Source organism: Aquabacterium sp. J223 (assembly GCF_024666615.1).
Lineage (GTDB): Bacteria > Pseudomonadota > Gammaproteobacteria > Burkholderiales > Burkholderiaceae_C > J223.
In genome coordinates, this window is record NZ_CP088297.1 from 3,099,020 (window position 1) to 3,122,399 (window position 23,380).

The 23,380-nt window shown below is 68.8% G+C and carries 17 protein-coding genes and 1 pseudogene; 11 read left to right on the forward strand and 7 right to left on the reverse strand.

Features of this window, described 5'->3' with window-relative positions:
- Positions 1-4: 4 nt before the first annotated feature.
- Complete coding sequence (locus LRS07_RS14730; protein ID WP_260498754.1) at positions 5-655, forward strand: response regulator transcription factor; 651 nt, start codon at positions 5-7, stop codon at positions 653-655.
- Between the two features lie 7 nt (positions 656-662).
- Here the strand turns inward: LRS07_RS14730 and ilvD are convergent, their stop codons facing one another.
- The 4 genes from ilvD to LRS07_RS14750 are packed head-to-tail and all read right to left on the reverse strand — an operon-like array spanning position 663 to position 5,360.
- On the reverse strand, positions 663-2,372 hold the full coding sequence (gene ilvD, locus LRS07_RS14735) for a dihydroxy-acid dehydratase (RefSeq protein ID WP_260498755.1): 1,710 nt from the start codon (positions 2,370-2,372) through the stop codon (positions 663-665).
- A complete protein-coding gene (locus LRS07_RS14740; protein ID WP_260498756.1) occupies positions 2,369-3,802 on the reverse strand; it encodes an FAD-dependent oxidoreductase in 1,434 nt (477 codons plus the stop codon). The genes ilvD and LRS07_RS14740 overlap by 4 nt, the downstream gene beginning before the upstream one ends.
- Before the next feature lie 33 nt (positions 3,803-3,835).
- Complete coding sequence (gene maiA / locus LRS07_RS14745; protein WP_260498757.1) at positions 3,836-4,465, reverse strand: maleylacetoacetate isomerase; 630 nt, start codon at positions 4,463-4,465, stop codon at positions 3,836-3,838.
- A 4-nt stretch (positions 4,466-4,469) separates the two neighbouring features.
- The gene (locus LRS07_RS14750; protein ID WP_260498758.1) at positions 4,470-5,360 is read right to left on the reverse strand and encodes a TauD/TfdA dioxygenase family protein; all 891 of its coding nucleotides are present in this window, start codon (positions 5,358-5,360) and stop codon (positions 4,470-4,472) included.
- Between the two features lie 228 nt (positions 5,361-5,588).
- On the opposite strand from LRS07_RS14750, the gene LRS07_RS14755 reads away from it, so the two are divergent.
- The 3 genes from LRS07_RS14755 to LRS07_RS14765 all read left to right on the forward strand — a co-directional run bounded on the left by LRS07_RS14755 (position 5,589) and on the right by LRS07_RS14765 (position 9,061).
- The gene (locus tag LRS07_RS14755) at positions 5,589-5,975 is read left to right on the forward strand and encodes a PAS domain-containing protein (protein ID WP_260498759.1); all 387 of its coding nucleotides are present in this window, start codon (positions 5,589-5,591) and stop codon (positions 5,973-5,975) included.
- 845 nt (positions 5,976-6,820) lie between these two features.
- Positions 6,821-7,288 (forward strand): GGDEF domain-containing protein, encoded by a 468-nt coding sequence (locus LRS07_RS14760; protein ID WP_260498760.1) that lies wholly within the window; start codon positions 6,821-6,823, stop codon positions 7,286-7,288.
- A gap of 285 nt (positions 7,289-7,573) precedes the next feature.
- Positions 7,574-9,061: a putative bifunctional diguanylate cyclase/phosphodiesterase gene (locus tag LRS07_RS14765; protein WP_260498761.1), complete on the forward strand. Its 1,488-nt coding sequence runs from the start codon at positions 7,574-7,576 to the stop codon at positions 9,059-9,061.
- A gap of 524 nt (positions 9,062-9,585) precedes the next feature.
- On the opposite strand, the pseudogene LRS07_RS14770 reads toward LRS07_RS14765, so the two are convergent.
- Positions 9,586-10,456: pseudogene (locus LRS07_RS14770) on the reverse strand (MBL fold metallo-hydrolase).
- A 78-nt stretch (positions 10,457-10,534) separates the two neighbouring features.
- Here LRS07_RS14770 and LRS07_RS14775 point away from each other — a divergent pair.
- From LRS07_RS14775 to LRS07_RS14785, 3 genes are read left to right on the forward strand one after another with little or no spacing between them, the layout of a single operon-like run.
- Positions 10,535-10,861, forward strand: a complete 327-nt coding sequence (locus tag LRS07_RS14775; RefSeq protein WP_260498762.1) for an ArsR/SmtB family transcription factor — start codon at positions 10,535-10,537, stop codon at positions 10,859-10,861.
- Complete coding sequence (locus LRS07_RS14780; protein ID WP_260498763.1) at positions 10,858-11,292, forward strand: YeeE/YedE family protein; 435 nt, start codon at positions 10,858-10,860, stop codon at positions 11,290-11,292. The genes LRS07_RS14775 and LRS07_RS14780 overlap by 4 nt, the downstream gene beginning before the upstream one ends.
- Positions 11,293-11,301: 9 nt before the next feature.
- On the forward strand, positions 11,302-11,736 hold the full coding sequence (locus LRS07_RS14785) for a DUF6691 family protein (RefSeq protein WP_260498764.1): 435 nt from the start codon (positions 11,302-11,304) through the stop codon (positions 11,734-11,736).
- 723 nt (positions 11,737-12,459) lie between these two features.
- On the opposite strand, the gene LRS07_RS14790 is transcribed toward LRS07_RS14785, so the two are convergent.
- Entirely contained in the window at positions 12,460-14,625 is a 2,166-nt protein-coding gene (locus LRS07_RS14790; protein WP_260498765.1) for a PAS domain-containing hybrid sensor histidine kinase/response regulator, read from the reverse strand.
- 364 nt (positions 14,626-14,989) lie between these two features.
- Here LRS07_RS14790 and LRS07_RS14795 point away from each other — a divergent pair, with 364 nt between their 5' ends.
- From LRS07_RS14795 to LRS07_RS14810, 4 genes are read left to right on the forward strand one after another with little or no spacing between them, the layout of a single operon-like run.
- Positions 14,990-16,876: a response regulator gene (locus tag LRS07_RS14795; RefSeq protein WP_260498766.1), complete on the forward strand. Its 1,887-nt coding sequence runs from the start codon at positions 14,990-14,992 to the stop codon at positions 16,874-16,876.
- On the forward strand, positions 16,873-17,874 hold the full coding sequence (locus LRS07_RS14800; RefSeq protein WP_260498767.1) for a diguanylate cyclase domain-containing protein: 1,002 nt from the start codon (positions 16,873-16,875) through the stop codon (positions 17,872-17,874). The genes LRS07_RS14795 and LRS07_RS14800 overlap by 4 nt, the downstream gene beginning before the upstream one ends.
- 46 nt (positions 17,875-17,920) lie before the next feature.
- Complete coding sequence (locus LRS07_RS14805) at positions 17,921-21,991, forward strand: PAS domain S-box protein (protein WP_260502125.1); 4,071 nt, start codon at positions 17,921-17,923, stop codon at positions 21,989-21,991.
- A complete protein-coding gene (locus LRS07_RS14810) occupies positions 21,963-22,688 on the forward strand; it encodes an Hpt domain-containing protein (RefSeq protein ID WP_260498768.1) in 726 nt (241 codons plus the stop codon). The genes LRS07_RS14805 and LRS07_RS14810 overlap by 29 nt, the downstream gene beginning before the upstream one ends.
- Here the strand turns inward: LRS07_RS14810 and LRS07_RS14815 are convergent.
- Positions 22,685-22,891: a hypothetical protein gene (locus LRS07_RS14815; protein ID WP_260498769.1), complete on the reverse strand. Its 207-nt coding sequence runs from the start codon at positions 22,889-22,891 to the stop codon at positions 22,685-22,687. The two genes, LRS07_RS14810 and LRS07_RS14815, sit on opposite strands and share 4 nt — an antisense overlap.
- Between the last annotated feature and the right edge of the window lie 489 nt (positions 22,892-23,380).

The window sequence follows — 23,380 nt, forward strand, 5'->3', positions numbered from 1 at the left end:
CGCCATGGAGCACGCCAAGCCCGTGCGCACCGTGCTGGCCGACGACCATGAACTGGTCCGCTCCGGCCTCAAGCTGCTGCTGCAGACCATCGACAGCGTGCAGGTCGTCGACGAGGCGCGCAGCGGCGTGGAGCTGCTGGAGAAGGTGCGGCGGCTGCGGCCCGACCTGGTGGTCACCGACATCTCCATGCCGGACATGGACGGGCTGGCGGTGCTGGAGGCGCTGCGCGGCCAGCCCGCGGGGCCGAGGGTGCTGGTGGTGTCCATGCACGACTCGCCGGACTTCATCCGGCGCGCCATCCAGCTGGGCGCGTCGGGCTACATCATGAAGGAGAGCTCGGCCCTGGAGCTCGAGCATGCGGTGCTGTCGGTGATGCGCGGCCTCACCTACCTCGGCGCGACGGCATCGCGCCGGCTCGCCGAGACGCCGCAGCCGTCCCCGGAGGAACGGCTCACCGCCCGCCAGCTGGAGATCCTGAAGCTGATCGCCAGCGGTCACGGCAGCAAGGAGATCGGCTTCCGGCTGGGCCTGAGCTCGAAGACCGTCGACGTGCACCGCGCCCGCATCATGGAGCGGCTGGGGATCGGCGACGTGGCCAGCCTGACGCTGTATGCGGTGCGGCATGGCCTGGTGAACCCGGCGTCGCCGGCGTGAGGTCCCCTCAACGCCTGTCGGTCCTCACCAGCACCGCCCCCTGCGGCAGCGGGCTCACCCGCTCGCGGTAGATCTGCAGCCAGCCGCGGTCGAACTGGGGCTTGGGCGCGGTCCAGGCGGCGCGGCGCCGGTCCAGCTCGTCGGAGGGCACCTCCAGGTTCACCTCCCGCGTGTCGAGGTCGATGGTGATCGTGTCGCCGTCGCGGACCAGCGCCAGCGGGCCGCCCCGGGCGGCTTCGGGCGACACCTCGGCGACGACCAGGCCCTTGCAGACCAGGCCGGAGAGGTGGCCGTCGGTGAGCATGGCCACCGAATCGCCGAGCCCCGCGCCGTCCAGCGCGAAGACGACGAGCGAGGCGCCGCCGCCCATGGCGGGGCCGCCGCAGGGGCCGGCGCCGCGCATCACCACCACGTGGCCGGGCTGGACCGTGCCGTCCTTGATGGCCTGCAGCGCCGGGTCGCGTTCGTCGAAGCAGATCGCGCGGCCTTCGAAGCGGCGGTCCTTGCGTTCGCCCAGGCCCGTCTTGATGAGGCCGGTCTCCGGCGCCAGGCTGCCGCGCAGCACCATCACCGCCGGTTGCCTGGTGATCGGTTTGTCGAGCGGGCGGATGACCTCGGCGTCGCCCACCTCGAAGCCTTCGAGGTTCTGTGCCAGCGTCCGGCCGGTGACGGTCAGCGCCTGCGCGTCCAGCATCGGCAGCAGCTGCTTCAGCAGCGCCTGCGCGGCACCGGCATCCTCGAATTCCTCCATGAAGCGATCGCCCACCGGCCGCAGGCTGGCCAGCACCGGCACCTGCGGCGACAGGGTCTCGAACAGGCGGTAGACGTCGGCACCCACCTCGCCTTCGGTGGCCACCGCCTGCAGGTGCTTGACCGAGTTCAGCGAGCCGCCCACCGACAGCACCGCGGTCACCGCATTGCGGAAGGCGCCGGGGGTGAGGATGTCGCGCGGCTTCAGGTCGTCCCACACCATCTGCACGATGCGGCGGCCGGCCTCGGCGGCGTGGGCCAGCATCTTCTCGCTCATCGCCCGCACCGGGGCGCTGCCGGGCAGCGCCATGCCCAGCGCCTCGCAGGCGATGTGCAGGCTGTTGGCGGTGCCCAGGCCGGTGCACACGCCGGGCGAGCGGATGGCCTGGCGGCTCATGCCGATCAGGTCCTCGCGGTCGAGCTTGCCGGTCAGCACGTGCATGGAGCCGAGGAAAACGTCCTCCACGTCGACGTGCTGGCCCTTGTACTCGCCGCTGGCCTGGTAGCCGCACGGCACCATGATCGTCGGGATGTTGAGCCGCGCCGCGGCCATCAGCTGGCCGGGGATGGTCTTGTCGCAGGACGTGAGGCAGACCATGCCGTCGAGCAGCGCGCCTTCGACCGGCGCCTCGATGTCGTTGGTGATGAGGTCGCGCACCGACAGCATGTAGGCGCCGCGGGCGCCGGCGCCGGTGATGAAGTCGCTGGGCGCGGTGGTGCGGATCTCGAAGGGCACGCCGCCCGCGTCGCGGATCGCCTGCTTGACGACGGGCACGATGCGGTCGAGGTGGCTGAAGCAGGCGGCCAGGTCGGAGCTGGAGTTGACGACGGCGATCTTCGGCTTCTCGCAGTCCTCCTCCGGGATGCCGAGCGCCTGCCAGTGGGCGTTGCGGCCGGCCCAGAGGTAGGAGCCGCGGGGGAAGTTGCTCCTGAGCTTGCGCTTGGGCTGGTTGCCTTGGCCGCTCATGCCGCCTGCTCCTCGGCCACGGTGGCCGGGCGCAGGTAGGCGCCCTGCCCCAGCAAGGCCTTCTGCAGCGACGCGATGTCCACCGCGCGCGGCTCCACGCCCTGCGACACCGCCAGCGCGGCGGCGGCCCCCGCGGCCTGGCCGGTCAGCCAGCACTGCGGGATTTCGCGCATGAAGCCGTGCGAGTTGCGGTCGCAGCTCACGTGGCGGCCGGCGGCCAGCAGGCCGTCGAGCGCTTCAGGCACCAGCGCGCCGTAGGGGATGGAGATGTTGGGGAACTTCGGGCTCACCGCCGGCGTGACGGCCACCTCGGTGGGCAGCGCGGTGCCCTCGGGCCAGCGGCTGCGCAGCACGCTGTCCACGCCCTTCAGCCGGCGGGCGTGGCGCACGCCCAGCTGCGGCGCGCTCAGCATCATGTAGGCGTTCTCGAAGCCGGGCGCGTGCTTGCGGAAGAAGTCCAGGTGCGCGCGCATGGCGTTGTGCGAGCGGACCTCGACCTCGGTCAGGTCGTCGACGTCCAGCGCCGAATAACCCGACTGCCGCGGCCCCATGAAGACGGCGATGTCGTCGCGCCAGCTGACGTAGGGCTTCTCGAACAGCCCGCATTCCTCGCGGCCCTGCGCCATGAACTGGGAGAACTGCTCCGGCTGGCCCTGGCGGAAGGCGATCCAGCGCTTCATGTCGATGCCGGCGAACAGCCACGAGGTGTTCATGCAGTGGTGCGCATCGCCCTCCTCGATGTCGTTGTCGAACGCCGCCCCGGCGCGGGCGAAGATGTCGCCGTCGCCGGTGCAGTCGACCACCACCTGGGCGCGGATGGCCATGCGGCCTTCCTTGCTCTCGAAGGCGATGCCGCGCACCGCGCCGTCTTCGACGATCGGCTGGCTGGCCCAGGAGTGGTAGATCAGCTTGACCTTGCGCTCCAGCACGATGTCCTGGCTGAGCAGCTTCAGCCGCTCGGGGTCGATGGTGGGCGACCAGCACACGGTGCCATGCCAGGCGGCGGTGCGCATCGACCAGTGCGCGGCCTGCGCGGGGTCGCGGCTGCCCCACTGCTCGCGCGGGGGGCCGGCCACCGCGTCCTTGGGCAGGCGGTCGAACAGCTCCTCGGCGAAGCCGCGGATGACCAGCTTGCCCTCCCAGTCGGACATGCGGTCGATCCAGATCACCAGCCCGCCGGTGGACAGGCCGCCCAGGTGGTTGTAGCGCTCCAGCAGCGCCACGTCGGCGCCGGCCTTGGCGGCCGCGGCGGCGGCGGCCGTGCCGGCCGGCCCGCCGCCCACCACCAGCACGTCGCAGCGGTGGTAGACGGGGATGTCGCGCGCCGGCTCGGTCCAGCGGCCCAGGTCGGGGCGCGCCGTGCGGGCGCCGTCGCGCTCGAAGACGTTGGCGGTGAGGATGCGCTCGTCGGTGCGCTCGATGATTTTCATGGACAGCCTCTGGAGTGGATGGTGTGGGGGTCGTCAGCGCAGCGGCTCGAAGGCCGGCAGCGCCAGGCAGGCGGCCTGCACGCGCTGCAGCGCCGGAAAAGGGTCGAGCCCGACGCCGAAGCGGCGGGCGTTGAACAGGGCGGGCGCGACGAAGAAGTCGGCCAGGGTGGGTGCGTCGCCGACGCTGAAGGCGCCGCCGTGGCGGGCCGCCGCGGCCTCCACCGCGGCCAGCCCCTGCAGGGTGAAGTCGCGCACCCAGGCGGTCGCCGCGTCGTCGCCGGCGGCCTGGGCCACCGCCCGGCGCACGCGCATGTTCGTGACCGGGTGCAGGTCCGCCGCCACCAGCGCGCACAGCGACCGCACGCGCGCTGCGGCCAGCGACTCGGCGGGCAGCAGCGGCGGCTGCGGGTGCAGGGCCTCCAGGTACTCCAGGATGGCCAGCGACTGGGTCAGCGCCTGGCCGTCGGGCAGTTCCAGCACGGGCACGGCGGCGGCCGGGTTCAACGCCAGGAAGTGCGCGCTGCGGTGCTCGCCCTCGCCCAGGCGCACCGGCACCAGCGTCACCGCCAGCGCCTTGTGGCGCAGGTAGCAGAGCACCCGCAGCGAGGAGGAAGACCGCGGGTCGGCGTGGAGGCGCAGCGCGCCGGTCGGTTGGTTCGCCAAGCGGTCAGGCCGCGGCCGCCGTCTCGACGAGCGGCAGGTCGCCGATCACCGTCGTGCGGCGCAGGTCGCGGCGCTCCTTCATGTCGTCGTAGGGGGTGGCGCGGTGCATGGTGCAGCGGTTGTCCCAGATCAGCAGGTCGCCGGCCTGCCAGGCATGGGCGTGCACGTACTTGGGCTGGGTGGCGTGCTCGGTCAGTTCCTTCAGCAGCGCGCGGCCTTCGTCCAGCGGCATGCCGACGACGTGCGAGGCGTGCGACGCCAGGTACAGCGACCGGCGGCCCGAGCGCGGGTGCACCTGCACCAGGTGCTGCAGCGTGGGCCTGCGGCGCTTCAGTTCGTCCTCGGTGAACCGGTAGCCGATGAGGCTGCGCGAATGGAAGGTCGAGTGCTCGACCACCAGGCCCTGCAGCCGGCGCTTCATCAACTCGGGCAGGTCGTCGTAGGCGGCGCGCATGTCGGCGAACTCGGTGTCCGAGCCGAAGCTGGGCACCACCCGCGCCGACAGCAGCGAGTAGCCGGCACCGCCGGGCTGGAAGGAGCTGTCGGTGTGCCACATCAGGTTGGCCGCGCGGTACAGGCGGCGGGCGTCGCTGTCCTGCAGGATGCGGTCCTGCTCGTCGAGGTTCGACACGTCGAACAGCTCGGGGAACTTCATGCGCACCGTCTCGCCGGTCTTGCGGCCGAAGTGCGGCGACTGCTCCAGGTTGCCGAACAGGCGGCTGAAGGCGATCTGCTGCTCGTCGCCGATCGACTGGCCGCGGAAGAAGGAGACGCCGAAGCGGTCCATCGCCTCCATCACGGCCTGCGCCAGCTGCGGCGAGGCGTCGGTGCGCAGGTCCACGCCGGTGAACTCGCAGACGAAGGACGGGGTGACGGGCTGGACGTGCAGGGGCATCGGGCTTCCTTTTCGACGGTGCGAAGCATGCGCGACGGCCGCCGCCGGCGCCACTGACCTTGTGGCCGCCGCACCGGCGTTTTGCTTATGGCCGGGCCTGGCGATATGTCACGGCGACGGCGCCGGCAAGCGGTTTCCGACATTCCCGGGTTCAGCACACCAGAAGTTGGCCGATAGAGCTCCGGACAACGACGCAACCTCCACATCCCGCGCACCTGCCCACCTGCCATGACCCTGCCCACCGCCTTCACCGCCCCGGCCCTGGAACTGCAACTGGCCGCGCTGTCCGACCCCGCGCTCGACGACCTGCCCTTCGGCGCCATCGGCTTCGACGACGACGGCGTGGTGCGGCGCTACAACCGCTTCGAATCCGAGGCCGCCGGGCTGTCGATCTCGCGCGTGGTGGGGCATGCGCTCTTCACCGTCGTGGCGCCGTGCATGAACAACTTCATGGTGTCGCAGCGTTTCGAGGACGCCCAGGCCGAGGGCCAGCCGCTGGACGAGACGCTGGACTACGTGCTGACGCTGCGCATGCGGCCGGTGAAGGTGAAGCTGCGGCTGCTGGCGCGCCCCGGCGCGGCGCTGCGCTGGGTGCTGGTCGGCCGCCATGGCTGAGCCCCGGCCGCAGGTGGACGTGCAGGAGTACGAGGCCCTCGTCCAGTTCCTCTACAGCGCGCCGATCGGCCTGGCCCAGGCGCGCATCGACGGCGAGATCCTGCTCGTCAACCCGCTGTGCTGCCAGCTGCTGATGCCGCTGGTGTCCGACGGCGCGCTGCAGAACCTGTACGACGCCTTCGCGGCGGTGGCGCCCGACCTGCGCCACCGGGTGCAGGCCTTCCCGCGGCGGCACGGCCTGGTCTGCCAGGACCTGCAGCTGCCGGTGCACATGGGCCCGCCCGAGCGGCGCGACGGCCGGGTGCTGTCGCTGACGGTGCTCAAGCTCGACGATTCGCGGCTGATGGCGGTGCTGTCCGACGTCACCCAGAGCGTGCTGCGCGAGCGCGAGCTGCGCGACAGCCAGGCCTGGACGCAGGCCATCGCCGGCAGCCTGACCGAACACGCGCTGCTGAAGCTCGACCCGGACGGCCGGGTGCGGGCGTGGAACGCCGGCATCGGCCGGCTCACCGGCCACGACGACGCGCTGGTCGGGCAGTCCTACGCCTGCCTGCACGAACCCGACAGCCTGCCGGCGCGGCTGGCCCAGGACCGGCTCGACGACGCGCTGGCCTGCGGCTGGAGCCTGGACGAGGGCTGGCTGGTGCGCGCCGACGGCTCGCGGTTCTGGGGCAGCTGCCTGCTGGTGCCGCTGCCGCCCGACGCCGAGGGCGACCCCGACCGTCCGCGCGGCTTCAGCCTGGTGCTGCGCGACATCGGCGAGCGCAGCGAGCTGACGCGCGAGCTGCTCGACTCGGTGGTGCGCGACCACCTCACCGGGCTGGCGAACCGTCGCGCCTTCTTCGATGCCGCGCAGCGCAGAACTGGCCCGCTGGGCCCGCGCACCGCGGCCGCTGTCGCTGGTGATGATCGACGTCGACCACTTCAAGCGCATCAACGACCGCCACGGCCACGCCGGCGGCGACGGCGTGCTGCGCCACCTGGCGGCCGGGCTGACCGCCTCCTCGCGCGCACTGGACATCATCGCCCGCCTCGGCGGCGAGGAATTCGCACTGCTGCTGCCCGGCGTCGACGCCAACGGCGCGCTGGAGATGGCGCAGCGCCTGTGCCGGGTGCTCGCCGGCCAGGCGGTGCACGTGGGCGAGCACCGCATCACCTGCACGGTGAGCGCCGGCGTCGCCACGATGGCGGACGACGTGGACGGCGTGCACGGCCTGCTGGCGCGCGCCGACGCCGCGCTCTACACCGCCAAGTGCCGTGGCCGCAACCGCGCCGTGGGCTGGCAACCGGAACCGGCCGCCACGCTGAGGTGATCGACATGGACATGAGCGCCCCGCCGGGCTCGCTGCTGGCGCCGCCGACCGCCTACGAGGCCCTGCTGCAATTCCTCTACCAGACGCCGGTGGGCCTGGTGCAGACCGACAACGACGGCCAGGTCACCCTCATCAACCCGATGGCGGCGCAGCTGCTGATGCCGCTGGCCGCAGGGGGGCGACCTGGGCAACCTGTTCGACCTGCTGGCCGCGCACGCGCCCGACCTGCGCCAACGCGCACGCGACCAGCGCACCCCCGGCGACGAACTGGCCGACGGGCTGCGGGTGGCGGTGCGCGGGCCGGCGGTGCGCGGCGGGCTGCAGGTGCTGGGCCTGCGGCTGCTGCGGCTGGACGCGTCCACGCTGATGGCCAGCGTGAGCGACATCACCCTCGCCGAACAGCGCGAGGCGCAGCGCCTGAACGCCCGGCTGCGCACCGCCAGCCGCACCGATGCGCTGACCGGCCTGCCCAACCGCGTGGCCGGCCGCGAGCTGGTGGCCGAGGCCGTCGGCCGCCTGCGCGGCGGCACCCACAGCCTGGCGGTGCTGGTGATCAACGTCGACCGCTTCACCATGCTCAACACCCGGCTCGGCACCGCCGCCGGCGACGAGCTGCTGCGCCAGGTGGCGCACCGGCTCAGCGGGGCGCTGGTGCCCGAGTCGTGGGAAGCGGCGCAGGTGCCGGCCGCGCGCTTCGGCGGCGACGAGTTCGTCGCGCTGGTCGAGGCGCCCGGCCGCGGTGAGGACGCGCTGCGCGCCGCGGTGAACCTGGTCGACAGCCTCTGCCGGCCCTACCTGGTGGACGGCCAGTTCTGCCATGTGACGGTGAGCGCCGGCCTGGTGCCCGCGGCGGCGCAGGCCGACCCCGACACGCTGGTCGAGGACGCGGGCCTGGCCATGCGCGAGGCCAAGCGCACCGGCGGCGGACGGCTGCAGCCGTTCGACCCGGCGTTGAGCCAGCGCGCCCGCCAGCGCGCGGCCACCGAAGCCGACCTGCGCCGGGCGCTGGAGCACGGCGGCCTGCACGTGGCCTACCAGCCCATCGTGGCGCTGCACAGCGGCGCCGCCACCGGGGTCGAGGCGCTGGCGCGCTGGCGCCACCCGGAGCGCGGCGAGGTCTCGCCGGTGGAATTCATCCAGGTCGCCGAGGAGGCCGGCCTGATCGGCGCGCTGGGCGAGTTCGTGCTGCGCAGCGCCTGCCAGGCCTTCGCCGGCTGGCGCGCGCAGCCCGGAGGCGAGGCCCTGCAGGTGCTGTCGGTGAACCTGTCGCGGGCGCAGCTCAGCGGCGAGGCGCAGGCCGCGACCATCGCCGGACAGGTGCAGCGGGCGCTGGACGCCAGCGGCCTGCCGGCCGCCTGCCTGCAGCTGGAGGTGACCGAAAGCCTGGCCGCGCAGGACGCCTCGGTGCAGGCCTCGCTGAAGGCGCTGAAGGGCCTGGGCGTGAAGCTGGCGCTGGACGATTTCGGCACCGGCTACTCGTCGCTGTCGAGCCTGCAGCAGCTGCCGGTGGACGTGGTCAAGATCGACCGCTCGTTCGTCATGCAGGCGGAGTCCAGCCTGCACCACCGGGTGCTCATCGAAGCCACCGTCATGGTGGCCGGCAGCCTGGGCATGCACACGGTCGCCGAAGGCATCGAGACCCCCGGCCAGGCCGCCCTGCTGGCCGCCACCGGCTGCGGCAAGGGCCAGGGCTACCTCTACGCCCGCCCCATGCCGCCGGAGCAGGCGCGGGACTGGCTGCTGGCGCATCGACCCGCGGCGACCGCGCCATGAAAAAAGCCAGGCCGAACGGCCTGGCTTTTTTCTTGTCGGTGGTGGAGACGAGGAGGATCTCTTCGTCTCTCGCTTCTACCTAGAGGAAGAAGCTAGTCAACCGCATGTTGTGCATCAGTATTGTGCACCACCGCCCTATGCAGCTGCTTCAAAATCTCTGCCCTTCTACGAGGCGCTGGCTGTGCCGCCTCCTCAGGCAAGCATAAGAGCCGCTCCGCGAGACGCGAGCGCCTCGCGCATCACGTTGACCGGCTAGGCTTCCCAGTGCATCGCCACGAAGCGGAACTTCACAGCGATTACTTAGCCAAGGAGGCCGCCTGTTCGCGTACCCACTTGGCAGCACGTTCTCGTGCACGTGCAGGTCACGACCGGCCTCCGCGATTAGCCGTGGACGACCACAGCCGCATCTCCTTCACGCGCGCGTACCCCGACGAAAGGCAAGCCAACGCGGCGGACTTCCTGCACGAAGCCATCCGCCGCTTCGCCGGCTTGCAGGCCTCCTGCCCGTGTTGTTCAACTTGCAATTAGCCCAATTGGTTCAGCGGGATCTTGAGGTAGCTCACCCCGTCGTCCTCGGCGGGAGGCAACTGCCCTGCACGGATGTTCACCTGGATCGACGGCAGGATGAGCGCAGGCACCTCGAGCTTGGCGTCGCGGGCGTTGCGCATCGCCACGAATTCATCCTCGCTCACGCCGTCATGCACATGGATGTTCCTGGCGCGCTGTTCCCCCACGGTCGTCTCCCAGGCCGCCGCTCGCCCTCTTGGCGGGTAGTCGTGGCAAACATACAGCTTCGTATGAGGGGGCAGTGCCAGGATGCGTCGCACCGAACGGTACAGGGTATGTGCATTCCCACCAGGGAAGTCGGCGCGGGCGCTACCCACGTCCGGCATGAACAACGTGTCCCCCCACGAAGACAGCTCCATCCACCACATAAGCCATGTCGGCTGGGGTGTGCCCGGGAACAAGCAAGGCTCGCGCTTCCACCTCTCCGATCGCGAAGACCTCTTCGTCCTTGAAGAGGTGGTCGAACTGGGCGCCGTCGGGTAGGAAGTTGCGCTCCAGGTTGTAGAGCTTTTTGAATGTCGCCTGCACCTCGGTGATTCGCTCGCCGATGGCGATGCGTCCGCCCACTTCTTGCTGCAGGTATCGCGCCGCGGACAGGTGGTCGGCATGGGCATGCGTTTCCAAGATCCACTGGACCGTTAGGGCGTGGCCCTCGATGTACTTCCGGATCTTGTCTGCCTGGACGGTGGTCGTGCGGCCCGACTTGAAGTCGAAGTCCAGAACAGGGTCGACGATGGCGGCGCACTTGGTGGCTTTGTCGACAACGACGTACGACACCGTCCCGGTCTTTTCGTCGAAGAAGGGCTGGACGGTGGTCCTGGCGGACATGAGGAACTCCTTGCTTTTCAGTTCATTGACTAACATTATATTTTTCAGTATACTTTTGTCAAGTTGGAGGAGTCGCCCATGGCAGCCACCCGCACGGTCATCGATCCCGCCCTCTTGCGCCGAGCCGCAGGACAAGCCGTGGGAGCGCTGAAGGTTCTTGCAAACGAGGATCGCCTGCTGTTGCTGTGCCAGCTCTCTCAAGGCGAGATGTGCGTCAGTGAGCTTGAAGAAGCGCTCGGGATCCATCAGCCCACGCTTTCGCAGCAACTTGGCGTCCTGCGCACCGAGGGCGTGGTGAACACGCGTCGCGAAGGAAAGTACGTCTACTACAACGTGGCCGACCCCAACGTCATGCAGGTGCTTGATGTGCTCTACCGCGTCTACTGTCCGAAGGAGGAAGGGTGACCATCGACTGGAACGCGTTCACGCCATACGCCTCGCTGGCCGGTGGCTTACTCATCGGGATGGCGGCCGCGATGCTCGTGCTGCTGAACGGTCGCATTGCCGGCATCAGCGGCATCCTTGGGGGGCTGCTCAGGCCAGCCAAGGGTGACATCGCTTGGCGGTTAGCCTTCGTGTTCGGGCTGATGGCTTCACCGTTGCTCTATGCACGCTTCGCCTTGTTGCCCAGCCCTCGCATCGACGCCAGCTGGGGCGCTCTTGTGCTCGCGGGCCTGCTGGTCGGCGTGGGAACTCGGTACGGCTCGGGGTGCACAAGCGGTCACGGTGTGTGCGGCTTGTCTCGACTGTCGGCGCGGTCGCTTGCTGCCACGGTCACATTCATGGCTGCCGGGTTCGCCACGGTCTTCGTGATCCGCCACGCGTGGGGCGGTTAGGGAACTGTCATGGCCGTCATCACATCATTGCTCGCAGGCCTCGTCTTCGGACTCGGGCTCATCCTTTCGGGAATGGCCGACCCTGCCAAGATCCTCGGCTTTCTCGACCTTGCCGGTCACTGGGACCCTTCGCTCGCCTTGGTGATGGTCGGCGCGATTGCCGTGGGTCTGGTGGCGTTCACCGCCGTCAGGAAGAAGACGAAGTCTCTCCTCGGTCTCGATCTGAAGCTTCCGACGACGTACCGCATGGACCGCCGACTGATCGGTGGCAGTCTCTTGTTCGGAGTCGGGTGGGGCGTTGCGGGGTTCTGCCCCGGACCCGCACTTGCTGCCCTTGGGATGGGGGAACCCAGGGCTGCGGTCTTCGTCGCTGCAATGCTAATGGGTATGGGCCTCTTCGAACTGATGGAGCGGACTGCGAGGCTCGCTCCGGGGAAGGAATGATCCATGAGCCTTGCACACACCTGGGTGGCCGTTGACGCAACGAACACTGGTGGGCCTCGCCCGTGGAAGACGCCCCTATCTAACGTCGCTGAAGCAGGACGAGCAGCGCCTCGTACATGAGGATCCACGACCGCCGTCCTCACGGACTCTTTGAATATTTCATCATCGTGCCTGGGGAGAGTCAGGAGCGCGTTCCACGTCTACGACATGAGCTGCGGTTCACTGTGTGAGCACCATCACGAAGGCCTTCTAGGGTGGCGACGCGCATGGAGAGCGTCCAATTGGAGCTCGCGGCGAGACGCGTACAACGACATCGGCCAGCCCGGACGGGTGTGCCGAGGCGATCCGGGATGCGGGCTACACCGGTGATCGTCCAGTCCCCCTCGGCGGAGTCGGGACCGTGCTGCGGCCGTTGCCGCCGATTGTCCGTCCATCCTCAGCGGGATTTCCCCAGGGTCCGCGCTGTCCGGATTACGCCGGCTGTCGAGAACTCCTGACTGTCGGGAGTTAGCTGAACGACGAACCATGACTCATGCCTTCTCCACCGGATGACGTCACCTGCAGGGCCTGGCGGTGCCTTGCCTGCGGTCAGATCACCTTGTTCCCCTTCCCTGCGCCATGCCCGCCGCGGTGCGACGAATGCGGACATCGCGAGCTAGTTCCGGCCGAGGAGTGGTCGGTCCGCCCAGGCAGTCCTCAAGCCGACCGGCGGCGCATCGGGACTCAAGAAGGGCGCCAGCCCTTCAGGCTTTCCACGACGGCCAGTAGTTCCGCCGGCTCCACCGGCTTGGGAACGTGCATCTGGAATCCCTTTGTCAGCGCCTTCATCCGGTCTTCAACCCGGGCGAAAGCGGTCAGCGCGATGGCCGGGACAGCCGGCCTGTTCTGATCACGCTCTCGTGCACGCAGGGCTTCGATGAATGCATAGCCGTCCTGTCCCGGCATGCCGATGTCGCTGATGACGATGCTGGGGCGAATGGCGTCGGCGATCGTCAACCCCTCCTCCGCGCTGGCCGCAACCTCGACGGATGCGCCCGCGCCGCAGAGGACGGCCGCCAGCATCTCGCGCCCATCGTCGTCGTCCTCAACCAGCAGGATCACCGCGCCGGCCAGGCTGACCCGTCCCAGGTCGCTGGTCAGGGCTGAGACGCTGGTCCGAGGGTGAGCCCTGTCCGTGGCCTGTACCCTGGGATCCGAGTTCACCGCGGCAAGCGGCAACGACACGGTGAACAACGCCCCTTTGCCCAGACCGTCGCTGTGCGCCTCGACGGAGCCGCCATGCATCTCCACCAGTTGCCGCACGATCGCCAATCCCAGCCCCAGCCCGCCGTGACTGCGCGTACTTGAGGCGTCGACCTGCATGAACCGCTCGAAGACACGCGGCAGGAACTGCGGCTCGATGCCGGCCCCGTTGTCACGCACTGAAATTTCGATGTGCGAATTGACCCGCTCGACCGCCACCTGCACCCGCCCGCCCTTGGGGGTGAACTTCACCGCGTTGGCGACCAGGTTCCAGACAATCTGCTGCATGCGCTCGGGATCACCTGAAACCGGTCCGGCCTGCGGGTCGATGAGCAGAGACAACCGGATGTCCTTTGCCATGGCTGCGGGGCGGACGGCCTCGACAGCCGCCTCGACCGACGCTGCGGGCGTGAACAACTGGACGTTCAGTCGCAGCTTGCCGCTCACGATTCTGGAGATGTCGAGGATGTCCTCGACAATCTGCGCCTGAGCGCGTGCGTTGCGATCAATCGTGGTGATGGCCCTGTCAACCATCTCGGCGGACAAGCGCCCGGAAGCCAGCAGCTTGGTCCAACCCAGGATCGCCGTGAGTGGCGTCCTGAGCTCGTGCGAAACGGTAGCCAGGAACTCGTCCTTCAACCGGTTCACCTTCTCAGCCTCCTCGTACAGCTTGGCTTTCGCCTGGGCTTCGCGCTCCGCGGCGAGACGCGCCTGCTGGGCCTCCTGGAAGAGGCGGGCTTTGCTCAGACCGATGGCCGCCTGGGCGGCCAGGGTCTCGATGATGGTTTGGTGCGCCGCCTCGAACCTGCCGGTCTCCGAATGTCCGAAGAACAGGCCTCCCACCACCGTACCGTCGCTGTGCTTGACCGGTACGGCCAGGTAGCTCCGGACGGGGAGGTGCCCCTTCGGCATGCCGAAATGAGGTCCTACCAATCCGTATCGGGCGTCCAACAGCACGTCATCCAGGCGGATGGTGCCCTCGCCCCGAAAGGTCGGGCCGAACAGCGGGGTCGCCCGTGGCAGCGGAAAGTCGGCGAAGTGCTCACGCGGCACACCAGACAGGGTGTAGAGCATGTAGCTCTCTCCCTTCGCATCGGTGACGTTGTAGAAGAACGCCCCAAACTGCGCCCCGGTGAGCCGCGTCGCCGCGTCGGTGACGCCACTGACGATCTTCTCCGTGTCCAGCTCTTCCAGGATCAATGAACCGAGCTCGCGCAGCGCGCGGCGCTCTGCCTCCTGCCGTTCGTCATCGGTCGCGTCACGCACCTCGATCACCGTCCCGACAACGGTGCCGCCGCGGCGGATCGGGCTGGCGGTGAAAGTGACGGGGTAGAAGGAGCCGTCCTTATGAACGAACACCTCGCGGCCCTGCTCGCGCATGTTCGACGGCGCCGCCCGATCGATCGGGCAATCCTCGATGGGGTAGTGACGGCCGTCCGGGTGGAGCCGGTGCACGAAGTCGTGCAGCGGCGCGCCTTGGACGTCGTCAAGGGTGAAACCGGTCAGGCGCTCGGCGGCTTCGTTCATGTAGACGCAATGCTGGCGCCCGTCCATCACAAACAACGCTGCCGTGGCGTTCTCGCACAGCTCCCGAAGGGTGAGCGCCTCACTGGTGCTGCTGGGCTCGCCGCAGAAAGGGGACCCCATCTCAATCACAGGACATCACGGACGCGAGCTTGCATGGCAGGAACATGGCGCCGCAGCGGCAAGCCGCATGCCGGACGCGGCTCTGCCTCCGACTGGTCGACGCGTCTTCCCCCGAAATAGGGAATCGTTGGCAGTTTATCTACTGTACAATATTATATTTATCTATAAACTAATCATCACCCGGCCCAGGGCACTGCCGACTCGTCGCCGAGGCGATCGGGTGAGCGAATGAATGGCAGGTCGGCCGGCGTCTGGAAGCCCAAAGGTCGACGCTTCTGGTCTTGCCTCGGCCGACCCCTTAGGGCAGTCTCGGCAAGATGCGTGCGGTATCCCGCTCGGTAGGTTGTCGGTTCAAAGGGACGATATGCGGCTGGAAGATGCCAGGTTGCTGCTGGTTGATGATGACCCCAGGGCAATCCGGGCCATGAGCCAGATCCTGGCCGACTTCTCAAACAAGCAGTTCGCCACCTCGGGGCACCAAGCGATCCGGATGGCATTCGATCAGCCGCCCGACTTGGTCCTGCTTGACGCCGACATGCCCGGCATGAGTGGCTTCGAGGTCTTGAAGCACTTGCGAGACCACGATGTCACCGCCACGGTGCCGGTGATCTTCGCCACGTCCCTTGGCGTGTCGGAAGTTGAGATCGCCGCGCTGGACGGTGGCGCTGCTGACTTCGTGCACAAGCCGCTGGTGTCAGAGCAGGTGCTCGCGCGGGTTCGGGCCCAGCTGCGAGCCCGTGCCGACCGACAGGCCCTTTCGGCACCGCCGAGGCAGACCCCCAGAGTGCTGGTGGTCGACGACGAAGTAGCCGCCATTGCCTCGCTGCGTTATGCGCTGGCGGGGCTGGGCGACCTCCACTTCGCGCGCAGCGGCGAGGACGCCTTGGCACAAGCGCGGCAGCTGGTGCCCGATCTCATCATGCTGGACCTCCACATGCCGGAGATGGACGGCTTCGCCGTGTGCCGAGCGCTCAAGGAGGACCTCACGCTCAAGTACGTTCCCGTGGTGTTCGTCACCCGGTACAACGAGGCCGACAACGAGACGCGGGCGCTGGAGATGGGTGCCGCGGACTTCATCGCCAAGCCCTACTCCGCCGCGGTGCTCAAAGCGCGGGTCCGCAACCTGCTCGAGCTCAAGCGACGAACGGACGCTGAGCTGCGTGCCGCCGTGGCAACTGGACGACGGCTGGCCGACTCCCGCCTGGCGGAGATCCTGGAATCCGCGTCGGACGCCATCATCACCCTCGACGCTTCCTGGCGCATCCTGCTGATGAACGCCGCCGCCGGTCGCCTGTTCGGCGTCGTACCAAACCAGCAGATCGGCCTTCCACTGGGCAGCGTGGGAGCGCAAGGGCTCGACGCGACGACGGTGCCCCTGCGCAAAACCACCCGGTTGAGCTTCGCGAGACGCGATGGCGGCAGGATCGCGGCGGAGGCCTCCGCCTTCGATGTCGGCAGTGGACACGAGCGGCTCTTCACGCTGGTGCTGCGAGATGTCGGCGACCGAGAGCGTCTGGAGGCCGAGACCCGGGCTCGACTCCAGGCCGAGGCGGTGTTGCAGGCCAAGAACAGCATGATCGCCTATGTGGCGCATGAGCTCGGCAATCCGCTGAACGGTCTGCTCGGCTTGTTGGAGGTCGCGGCGCGAGACCCGGCGCACCCGCTGCCGGCGGTCCAGGTCGAGCGGCTCGAACTCATGCGGCGCTGCGGCGACCAACTGCGCAGTCTGCTACGCGATGTGCTGGACATGCGTCGACTGGAAAGCGGCAAGCTGACCGTGGCGTGCCGCCCGACAGATCCGTGCGAAGTGGCCAGTGAAGCGATCGCGGCGGTCGCTGCGTTGGCGAAGGATCGAGGCGTCTTGCTACTGAGCAGCGGCGGAACCGCTGCCAAGCAGGCACATGCCGATCCTGGACGCCTGCGCCAATGTCTGGTCAACCTGATCAGCAACGCAGTCAAGTACAGCCCCCGCGGTGGCGAGGTGCGCGTTCACATCACGGCAGAGAATGAGGACCTGTGCCTGACGGTGGAGGACAACGGCAGCGGCATGACGCCCGCTCAACTGCGCGACCTGTTCGAGCCGTTCAACCGCCTCGGCCGGGACGACAGCACCCCGGGCGTGGGGCTCGGCCTCAGCATCACACGGATGCTGGTGGAGGCGATGAGCGGCCGTCTGGCGGTGAGCAGCGAGCCGGGGGTTGGCAGCCGTTTCACCATCGTTCTGCCACTCGAAGGAGGACCGCGCCCATGACCGATGCCCGGCCTCAGCTGCTGCTGGTGGACGACGATCCGGCGGCCATCGCCGTCATGGCGAAGGCCTTGGTCGGGGCGGGCGCATTGCGCTTCGCCACCGATGGCGAAGCGGCGCTGGCGCTCGCGCGATCCCACGTGCCCGACCTGGTGCTCCTAGATGCGGAAATGCCCGGCATCGGGGGTGGCGAAACCTGTCGCCGATTCAAGGCCGACCCGCTGCTGGCGCGGGTGCCCATCATCTTTGTCACCAGCCATGCCGAACCTGCGTTCGAGATCGCAGGCCTGGACATGGGCGCAGCGGATTTCATCGCCAAGCCGGTGCATCCACAACTGCTGCTGGCACGGGTGCGAACGCAACTGCGCATGAAGCAGATGGCCGATCAGCTGCTCGAGCTCTCGGTCACCGACGGACTGACGGGCCTGGCCAACCGCCGCCGTTTTGACGAGCTGCTGTCGCTGGAGTGGGACCGCGCACGCCGCAGCTGCACGCCAATGGCGCTGGTGCTCGTCGACGTGGACCATTTCAAGCGCTACAACGACCGGCATGGCCACCCGGCGGGAGATGTGTGCCTGCAGCGGGTGGGACAGGCACTGGCGTCCGTCGTGCTGCGGCCGGCCGACCTGGCTGCGCGTTATGGCGGGGAGGAATTCGTGGTCCTGCTGCCGGGCACCGAACCTGGCGGCGCGCAAGCTGTGGCGCGACGGCTGGTGCAGGCGGTCGAAGCGCTTGCCATCGCCCACGCAGACTCGCCGGTGTCCTCCACGGTCACGGTCAGCGCCGGTCTGGCGACCTGCACGGACGTGGCGGGAAGCGTGAGCGCGCCGGGGCGGCCTGGCGGCCTGTCGAAGTGCACCGACGCCTCCGCCTTGCTGCAGGCGGCCGATGCAGCGCTCTATGCCGCGAAAGTGGCGGGGCGTGCACGAGCCTGCTGGATCGACGCGGCCGTGCCAGCCGCGGCGACCACGCTGGCACCTTGGGATGGCCCGGTCGCCTGACCCCGTCATCGGATGGCGGCCCTCACGGGCGGCCGCCTTGGCGCTGGTGCTCGGCCTCGTGCTCACCATCGTCGCGACCAGTTGGCAGGTGCAGCACACCGACGCACGCGCTCGTCAGGCGCTGGAAGTGTTGGGCCAGGACGTCGCACGCCGGCTCAACGATCGCATGCACATCTACGAGTTTGGACTGCGAGGTCTGCGCGGGATGTTGGTGGCGGGTGGTCTGCACAACGGCGTCGGCATCGCCGAGTTCGAAGCCTATAACCGCACCCGCGACTTGGCCCGAGAATTTCCGGGCGCCCGAGGTTTTGGCTGGATCGTAAGGGTCCCTGTCGCCAGCGAGCCGGACTTCGTGGCACGAGCACGACAGGAAGACGGGGCAACTTTCGCCATTAGGCAGTTGTCGCCACACGACGCCGAGCGGTGGGTCATCCGGAGGGTGGCGCCCCTCGCGACCAACCGTGAAGCGATCGGATTGGACGTGGCCTCAGAGCGCCACCGCCGCGACGCGGCGGCAGCCGCGATGCGCACCGGCGAGGCCACGTTGACGGCACCGATCACCATCGTGCAGGCCAGCCGCGCCGTGTCGCGGGCCTTCCTGCTGATGTTGCCGGTGTATCGTGGCGGCAGCACCCCATCGACCGCGGCACAGCGTGAACAGGCCGCTTGGGGCTGGACCTATGCGCCGCTGATCATCGACGACGTGCTGTCCGGCGTCGAGCCCGCCGACTCGGAGTTCAGGCTGGCTCTTCGCGACGTCGCGGTGACGGCATCCGGCCCGGCGGCCGCGCCGTTCTACACCACACCGGGCGCTGCGGCGACATCGAACACGCTGCAGTGGCAGACCCGTTTGCGGCTGGATGTCTACGGTCGCCAATGGGAAGCCACCCTTTACACGACCCCGCGCTTCGCGGCGCGGCTCAACGCCACGTCGCCGGCGTCGGTCGCGCTGGCCGGCGGCGCGCTGTCCCTGATGCTGGGCATGTTGGTCAACCTGTACGGCCGGAACCGCTTGCGGGCCCGCCTTGTGGAACAGGAACGTGCCCGCCATGCCGCGATCGTCGCCGGCAGCAGCGATGCCATCGTTGGTGTCGGTCTGGACGGCCGCATCACCGACTGGAACGCGGCGGCCCAGCGACTGTTCGGCCCGACGCCGGTCGAGGTCGTCGGCCGGTCGTTCCGGGTGGTGTTGCCGCCCCCGGAGCGCGCGTCAGACGATGAGTCCGCGCTGGAGGCGGCATCGCACGGGCTGACGGTCGGACCCATCGACTGCGTGCTCCACCACAGGGACGGGCAGACGATCGAGTTGTCGATGACGGCATCGCCGATCTTCGACCATCGACGGGCTGTGGCCGGTGTGGCTTTCACGCTGCGCGACGTCGGCGCCGCCCGGCGTGCCGAACGCGAGGTCCGCCAGTTGAACGCGTCGCTGGAGGGCCAGGTGCAGGAGCGCACCATGCTGCTGGAGGCGGCGCGTCGGCATCTGCAAAACATCCTCGACGCCATGCCCGTGCTGGTCGGATACTGGGACCGGTCGCTGAACAACCGCTTTGCCAATGCGGCGTACCGGCAGTGGTTCGGAGGTGCAGTCGAAGACCTCGCGGGGCAGCCCCTGCAGCAGGTGATCGGCGATCGGCCTTTCGAGGCGGTGCGTGCGCGGATCGACGCGGTGCTGGCCGGGCGGTCCCAGGTGTTCGACAGGCGGGTGGAAGCCGACAGTGCCGCCGGGCCTCGGCACACCGTGACGCACTACCTGCCAGACCTGGTCGATGACGAGGTTCGCGGCTTCTACGAGGTGGTTCAGGACGTGACGCCTCAGTTGCAGGCCGAAGAACGACTGCGTGCGAACGAGGCGTTTCTCGAACGTATCGGCGAAGTGTCCGGGGTGGGCGGGTGGGAATACCGCCTCGATGAGGGCCGTATCGTGTGGTCGGCCCAGACGTACCGCATCCACGGCGTCGACAGATCGTATGTTCCCGAATTGGGCGACGCGATCTCCTTCTACGCGCCTGCCGCGCGGCCCACCATTCAAGCCGCCGTAGAGGCGTGCATCGAAGACGGCACCGACTGGGACCTCGAACTGCCGTTCCGGACCGCGACCGGCGCGGACATCTGGGTGCGGGCGGTCGGAACCGCGCTGCGCGACGAAGCCGGCCACGTGGTGCAACTGGTCGGCACCTTGCAGGACATCACCGTGCGAAAGCACATCGAAGCGGAGCTTCAGGCCGCCCAGGAGCGCTTCTCGATCGCCGCACAGGCTGCCGGGCTCGGTGTGTGGGAATGGGACATCGGTGCCAATACGCTGGTCTGGGACGAGGGCATGCACAGGCTGTACCGGCGAGCGCGGATGCCGGGGGTCCTGCCCTACGCCGTGTGGCTGGACGCGGTGCACCCGAACGATCAGGTGCGCTGCGAGGGTGCGCTGCAGGCGTCGCTGCGCGGCGAAGCCGACTACGACCCGGAGTTCCGCATCCGCTGGCCGGACGGCACCTTGCGCCACATCAAGGCAGCGGCCCGGCTTCGGCGCGACGAGAACGGCCGACCGCTGCGCATGGTGGGCGTGAACCTCGACATCACGGAGCGCAAGCAGGCCGAACTGGATCTGAGGTCCACCGGCTCGCTGCTGCAGATGGTGCTCGACTCGGCCTCGACGGTGTCCATCATCGCGACCGATCCAGACCTGTTGATCACCGTGTTCAACCGCGGCGCCGAACGGATGCTCGGCCGCGAGAGCGTCGAGGTGGTGGGCCGCACGACGCCGATGCTGATCCACGACGGGTCCGAGGTCGCCGCCCGGGCGGCGGAGCTGAGCCTCTTGCTGGGGCGACCCGTCGAGGAACGCCACGTCTTTACGGAGCCCTCGACCCTCGGCATTCCCCGGATCTGGACGTACGTGGCACACGACGGCACGCGCATCGCGGTGTCACTCGTGGTCACGGCGATGCACGGTGACGACGGGCAACTGCTCGGCTACCTCGGTGTGGCGCACGACGTGTCCGCGCAGCGGCGGGTTGAAGAGTCGCTGCGCGAGGCCACCTGGCGGGCGGAGCAGGCAAGCCTCGCCAAGGGCCAGTTCCTGGCCAACATGAGCCACGAGATCCGAACGCCGCTGAACGCGGTGATCGGCCTGACCTACTTGTTGGCCCAGACCGACCTGGACGAACAGCAGGCGGCGTTCTTGGCCAAGGTGCGGCTGGCCAGCGCGGCGCTGCTGTCGGTGGTCAACGACGTGCTCGACCTGTCCAAGATCGAGGCCGGAGAACTGGTGCTGGAGCGCCGGCCGTTCGAGTTGTCGCGAACGCTGCAGGAGCTGGGCGATCTGATGGCGGTCCAGGCGCATGGAAAGGGGCTGCAGCTCGAGATCGAGCCCCTCGACGTCGTGCCCGTCTGGGTGGAAGGCGACGAGACCCGGCTGCGCCAGATCCTCACCAACCTGCTGGGTAACGCGGTCAAGTTCACCCCACGGGGGACCGTTCGATTGCAGGCACGGCGAACGGGCAACGCAACCGCGGGCTTCATCCGGTTTGAGGTGGAGGACACCGGCATCGGCATCGACGCTGAGGTGCAGGACCGCCTGTTCGCGCCGTTCTTCCAGGCCGACGCCTCCACCACCCGCCGCTTCGGCGGCACCGGCCTGGGGCTGTCCATCGTTCGACGGCTCTCCCAGCTGATGGGTGGCGCAGTCGGCGTCCACAGCACCGCCGGCAAGGGCAGCCGGTTCTGGGTGGAGCTGCCCCTCGCTGAAGTTGCTCCAGGCACCGTGCCGCGAACGGCCGGGCCGACCCGGCTGGACGGTCTGCACATCCTGGTGGTGGACGACAGCGACATCAACCGCGAGGTGGCGCAGCGCATCGTGGAGGCGGCGGGCGCCATCGTGTCCACGGCGTCCGATGGTGCTCAGGCCCTGGCACTCCTGCGCGGAACATCAACGGTGGATCTGGTGCTGATGGATGTGCAGATGCCCATACTGGACGGATGCGCCGCCACGCGGCAGATGCGCTTGGACCCCACGCTGGCGCAACTTCCGGTGCTGGCATTGACCGCGGGGGGCGCTGGCGAGCGAGCGCGAGCAGGCACTGGCCGCTGGTGTGGACGACGTCATCGGCAAGCCCTTTGAACCCGAGACGCTCATCCGCGCCGTGGCCGCCCACGTGCGCACCTGCCCATCGGACCGGACGCAGGCGGCCGCCTCCCCGGCGCCGGCCAGGGCGTGGCCGACGGTTCCTGGCATCGACACGGCCAACGCTGCGGACCAACTGGGGAACGACTCGGCGCTGTTCTGCCGGCTCCTTGCGCGCATGCTGCCGGAGGAGCTCGCGTGGCTGGAGCCGGCAGCGGCGTCGGGGCGGCCCGATCTGGCGTCGTGGGCATCCCGCGCGCACCGCCTGCGCGGTGCTGCGACCACGTTGGGTGCCCGCCGGGTCGGGGCGTTGGCCGGAGGACTGGAAGCCGCCAGCCGCCAGGGCGACGAGATCGCGGCCCGAACGGCCCTGCTGAGTCTGATGGAAGGTGTGCAGAAGCTTCAAGTCGATGCGCAACCGGCGCTGCAAGTCTGGGCGGCCGAACATGAAGCCGCCTTGCGTGCGACCCCGCAAGGCGCATGGCCCGCCGCGGACGAATTCGCGGCCCTGCTGCACAGTCTGCATGCCTGTGACCTGTCGGCGACGTCCCAGTTCGATCGTCTTCGGCCTGGCCTGCGCGCGCAGCTTGGCCCCAGCGCCTACGCCGAACTGGACGAGCTGATCGCAACGCTGCGCTTTGCAGAGGCGGCGGCCTTGCTTGACCCGGGCGCGCATCGGCCAGCGGGGGCTTAGCCAGCGGCCGGCTCGGTGAACGTGAGCATGCCCTCCAGCGGGTCGAGCCGGAGTTGTGTCGTCGCCAGCGCCACGTGCCCGTCGGGCCGCACGAGGTAAAGCCCATCGCGCCTGAAGCCGGCGTCGGCTGCGACCTGGCCCCAGCGCAAGGTGTACAGGGGCAACTGCGCCGCGCCAGCAAGGAACGCGACGTCCGGGGACATCGCGTCGAAGCTGTGGAGCTGCCAGCCCGCGGTAAGGGCAAGGAGCGCATGCTCTATCGCTGTGCGGGAGGCGAAGTCCGTCAGTCCGACATGCTAAGCACAAACCTTCGCGGTCTGTGGACTTCGCGGACCCGCGAACACATCCGTCGCGCGAGCGCCGGGTAGAACTGGCCGCCGAACTGGCGGTGACGCCGGAAGCACTCTACCGGGGAATGGCTCGACGTCGGAATCTGCGCTGACAAGGGCGGCTCCATAGCGCGTGACCCGACCGAAAGCAGTATGCCGATGCCTTGACCGGACAACCGACCAAGGGCGGCTCGGTTAAGAGCTCCGATAAACGCCGCGCTGACTGCTTGAGAGCAGGACCATTCCGCGGACCGGCTCCCTGCGTCACGAAGAACGCCTTGGCATCTCCTCTAGGACAAGGACTCAAAGCACGCGATCTTCAGGCGCCGATTCGAGGTGCCTACACGTCGTGCTGCGTTATTG

What these genes read in the sequence shown, in the direction of transcription:
- LRS07_RS14730 (WP_260498754.1), top strand. Translation starts at nt 5, where the DNA reads ATGGAGCACGCCAAGCCCGTGCGCACCGTGCTGGCCGACGACCATGAA.
- ilvD (WP_260498755.1), bottom strand. Translation starts at nt 2,372, where the DNA reads ATGAGCGGCCAAGGCAACCAGCCCAAGCGCAAGCTCAGGAGCAACTTC.
- LRS07_RS14740 (WP_260498756.1), bottom strand. Translation starts at nt 3,802, where the DNA reads ATGAAAATCATCGAGCGCACCGACGAGCGCATCCTCACCGCCAACGTC.
- LRS07_RS14750 (WP_260498758.1), bottom strand. Translation starts at nt 5,360, where the DNA reads ATGCCCCTGCACGTCCAGCCCGTCACCCCGTCCTTCGTCTGCGAGTTC.
- LRS07_RS14755 (WP_260498759.1), top strand. Translation starts at nt 5,589, where the DNA reads ATGACCCTGCCCACCGCCTTCACCGCCCCGGCCCTGGAACTGCAACTG.
- LRS07_RS14760 (WP_260498760.1), top strand. Translation starts at nt 6,821, where the DNA reads ATGCCGCGCAGCGCAGAACTGGCCCGCTGGGCCCGCGCACCGCGGCCG.
- LRS07_RS14775 (WP_260498762.1), top strand. Translation starts at nt 10,535, where the DNA reads ATGGCAGCCACCCGCACGGTCATCGATCCCGCCCTCTTGCGCCGAGCC.
- LRS07_RS14785 (WP_260498764.1), top strand. Translation starts at nt 11,302, where the DNA reads ATGGCCGTCATCACATCATTGCTCGCAGGCCTCGTCTTCGGACTCGGG.
- LRS07_RS14790 (WP_260498765.1), bottom strand. Translation starts at nt 14,625, where the DNA reads ATGGGGTCCCCTTTCTGCGGCGAGCCCAGCAGCACCAGTGAGGCGCTC.
- LRS07_RS14795 (WP_260498766.1), top strand. Translation starts at nt 14,990, where the DNA reads ATGCGGCTGGAAGATGCCAGGTTGCTGCTGGTTGATGATGACCCCAGG.
- LRS07_RS14800 (WP_260498767.1), top strand. Translation starts at nt 16,873, where the DNA reads ATGACCGATGCCCGGCCTCAGCTGCTGCTGGTGGACGACGATCCGGCG.
- LRS07_RS14815 (WP_260498769.1), bottom strand. Translation starts at nt 22,891, where the DNA reads ATGTCCCCGGACGTCGCGTTCCTTGCTGGCGCGGCGCAGTTGCCCCTG.